Below are 3,179 nucleotides of genomic sequence, written 5' to 3'. Positions count from 1 at the left end.
GTCAGTCTGTAGAGCGACCATAAGACCAGAACAGAGTAAATCTGTTAAGGCAGGTGCGGAACCCCGCAAGGGAAAGAAGCAGAAACCTAAATCGTGAGGTTTGGGAATCACCGTCCGTTTACGGCGGTGAGGATGTCAAAGAAACACAGTGCAAACCTGGTTGTGTAAATATCTTGAGGAAGGCAACGAAAAGAACTTGATAGATTCCATTTGGTATCTTTCCCAAAATCCTTACCCAGTATGGATTAGAGCGAATTAGCCAAAATACCTGTAATTCTTACCCGTGAAGCGTCACAAGAGAGATACCAAATAGGTTCTATACAAAGCGGGAAGAGCCTAATTATTAATTAAACCGCTCCCTGCGGTTTAGCACCTTTCCCTATGCTACTATTCCACTTCCATCGGTCTAATACCCCCTAAATGAAACTTAATAGCGCACCGTGCGGTTTAATCTCCTCAGCAAATTAGGTTATACTTCATCTTTACGAGAAAGACCTTAACTTTGCTTAGGTTTGAGTGGATTGGCGAGCATCCAGACGGGAGTTTATTAGCTTGGGTAATAGCAATCCGGATTTCGCTTTGTAAGCGTCAAATTCAGGATAGCGGGAGAGGGAGCGGTCTTTTTTAAGCATATTGGGAATGAAGACCCCGGCGATGAATCCCCCCAAAATCAGAAAAGGGAGCCAATGTTGGGCTAACAGGGCAAAACTCAGATAAATTAAAATCTCTCCTAAATAGTTGGGATTGCGACTACGACTAAAGAAACCTTCGGTGATCAATCCTTCTCTATATTTAAGGGTAAAATACTTTTGGGCATCGCTACCGTAATGGAGAAATACCCCCATAATATTGATCGCTATCGCCACGGATATTAAAGGAGCGGCGGCCGTGACCTTCCCGCTAACAATAATAAAAGGGGCAACCCAATATAAACCGAGAACGATAAAGGTAAATATTCCCATAGCCAACGGTATTTCTTTTTCCCATTGTTGATCCGGATATAATCTATCCTTGATCAACCACATAAGACCGTAAGTTCCGTGCAGGGCAAGGTATATCCAAGCGACTGGGGTAAAATTATTATAAAAAGCCATTAAGCCCAATATAATTAGAAAACTTAGAAATTTATGCCAATTAATCGCGTGTTTTATCTTCATTTTCTTCAAAGTAGAAATCAATCCTGTTGATCGAGTGCTAAACAATTATAACTACTAACGTTTCAATCCGGTCTTTGACATCGCTTGAGAATAAAAAAGAAAGGTCGGGGAAAGTTGTTAAAATCCATAATTACTGGCACGGTATTGTCCTCTAATTTCCGAAAAGAGTCATTAATCGGTAAATAATCCTAGATCAACAGCACAAGCTTCCAATCTGGTCTGTCAGGTTAACGGCGATCGCCGTTTTGTCGGTTGGGTTAAGACACCACACTACCCAACACCAAAGACTGGCGGATTGTTACACAACACACTTTCCACCCCAGCACTGTATTTAAAAATACAATTTAATACAATCTTTATATTTTTCTCATGCCAAGGTTCTACCTTGGCATGAGAAAAGGGAGGATATTCCTCCCTTCCCTGATCGGTTACACAAGAGCTAGAACCTCTGGAAATGCGTTGCAAGGGTCTCCCTTGCAACGAGGTAGAAACGAGAAGAACCACTTACTTATTAATTTTTCACAAAAGTAAACTTACCATTTTTACCATCGGCATCCATTTTAATTTGTGCCACGGAGAATTTATCCTGAATGATTTCCCCTTCGGGAGTAAAAGCAATATCTCCCAGGACAGTGACATACTTACCCGCTAAAATTTCCTGATTTAATTGTTGGCGAATTTGTGCGAGGGAAAGTGTACTGAGTTTATTTTTATCATCTACCCGTTTTAAGGCCTCGACAAAAACTTGAATTCCCGTAAAAGCTTGAGCGGTAAATTGGGGCGGTGCTTTTTTATTTTCTGCTGTATAAGCGGCGACAAAATCCCGATTAATAGGACTATCTAATTCCGGGTTATAAGCTTGAGCAATGATAATGCCATCACATTGAGCTTGACAAACAGGGAAAATATTAGAAGTATTTAAACCATTACCACCAATAATTAACCCCTGATAGCCTAATTGTCGCAACTGTTTGACCAAATTGCCTCCGTCAGCAACCAAACCAGAAATAACCACTAAATCCGGTTTAATATTAATAGCGGCGGTGGCTTGGTTTTGAAAATCTGTATCGGTGGTTTGGAATTTCTGCACGGTGACAATATCAAGATTTAAACTCTTCAGGGTTTCTTGAAAAGTTTCCGTTTCCGATTTACTAAAAGCATCATTTTGGGCAAAAAAGACAGCCACTTTTTTAATCTTGGGATCGATTTTTAAAGCGGTTTTAACCGCATTGGGAGCGACCACAGCCACAGGAGCAGACACCCTACCCACATATTCACCGATCTGGGGGATACCTTTAGCGGTGTTAGACGGACCGAGAATAGGAACTTTGGCTCGATCGGCGATCGGACTAGCGGCAAAAGCTTGTTGGGATAGGGACGGACCGAGAATACCCACCACCTTATCTTGAGTGATCAGGGTATTGATGGCGTTGATCGCTCCCGGTTCATCCCCAGCCACATCCTGGATAATAACTTTAATCGGTGTTCCATTGACTCCGCCCTTTTTATTAAAATATGTTTCAGCCATCTTGACACCGATCACCTGTTCCTGTCCCAATAGGGCGAGATTGCTGGTTTGAGCCAAAGCTGCACCGATGGGAATAGCAGCAGTGGCGGCGTTTTCTGCGGGACTGGGGTTAGTTTGACCAGTGGGAGTGCCGGAATTACAGGCCACCACTAGACCAAAAGTGACTAGAGATAAGATTAAAGGGATTAATAAACGTTTTCTGAGCATCTTAACTCTCCAGGAGGCTGATATTGTTGATGACACTATTATTTCGCTAATCGGGTTGATTTCAGCGAAATTCTCGACGGGATCAGAACCGATTTTGCTCCCTTAGCGCCCTTTCTTTCCCCTAATTTTGTCGATTAACCTCCCCGTCTCATAGTTAGTAAAAGTATAGTCAAATATAGACAGACTGAATTCCATTTCAGAAATTCCCTTCACTTTTACTTCGAGAGATTAATTCTCCTTGGGTGAACTACGCACCTCTCTATCCCATAGCGGTTAAACGCATTTGG

At 42.2% G+C, this 3,179-nt stretch carries 2 protein-coding genes and 1 pseudogene; all 3 read right to left on the bottom strand.

The annotated features are described in order from the left end of the window. Positions 1-506: 506 nt before the first annotated feature. The 3 genes and pseudogenes from IM479_RS04975 to IM479_RS04965 all read right to left on the bottom strand — a co-directional run bounded on the left by IM479_RS04975 (position 507) and on the right by IM479_RS04965 (position 2,892). Positions 507-1,157, bottom strand: coding sequence for a methyltransferase family protein (locus IM479_RS04975; RefSeq protein WP_287687509.1), 651 nt, complete (start codon positions 1,155-1,157; stop codon positions 507-509). A 62-nt stretch (positions 1,158-1,219) separates the two neighbouring features. Next, positions 1,220-1,345: pseudogene (locus IM479_RS04970) on the bottom strand (DUF4334 domain-containing protein); the annotation flags it as partial. 323 nt (positions 1,346-1,668) lie between these two features. Next, on the bottom strand, positions 1,669-2,892 hold the full coding sequence (locus tag IM479_RS04965; protein WP_287687510.1) for an ABC transporter substrate-binding protein: 1,224 nt from the start codon (positions 2,890-2,892) through the stop codon (positions 1,669-1,671). Positions 2,893-3,179: the final 287 nt, after the last annotated feature.

Source organism: Microcystis sp. M165S2, assembly GCF_020245885.1.
In the GTDB taxonomy this organism is placed as follows: Bacteria; Cyanobacteriota; Cyanobacteriia; order Cyanobacteriales; family Microcystaceae; genus Microcystis.
Note: the sequence above shows the minus strand (reverse complement) of the source record. Positions and strands in the feature narration are given on the sequence as shown.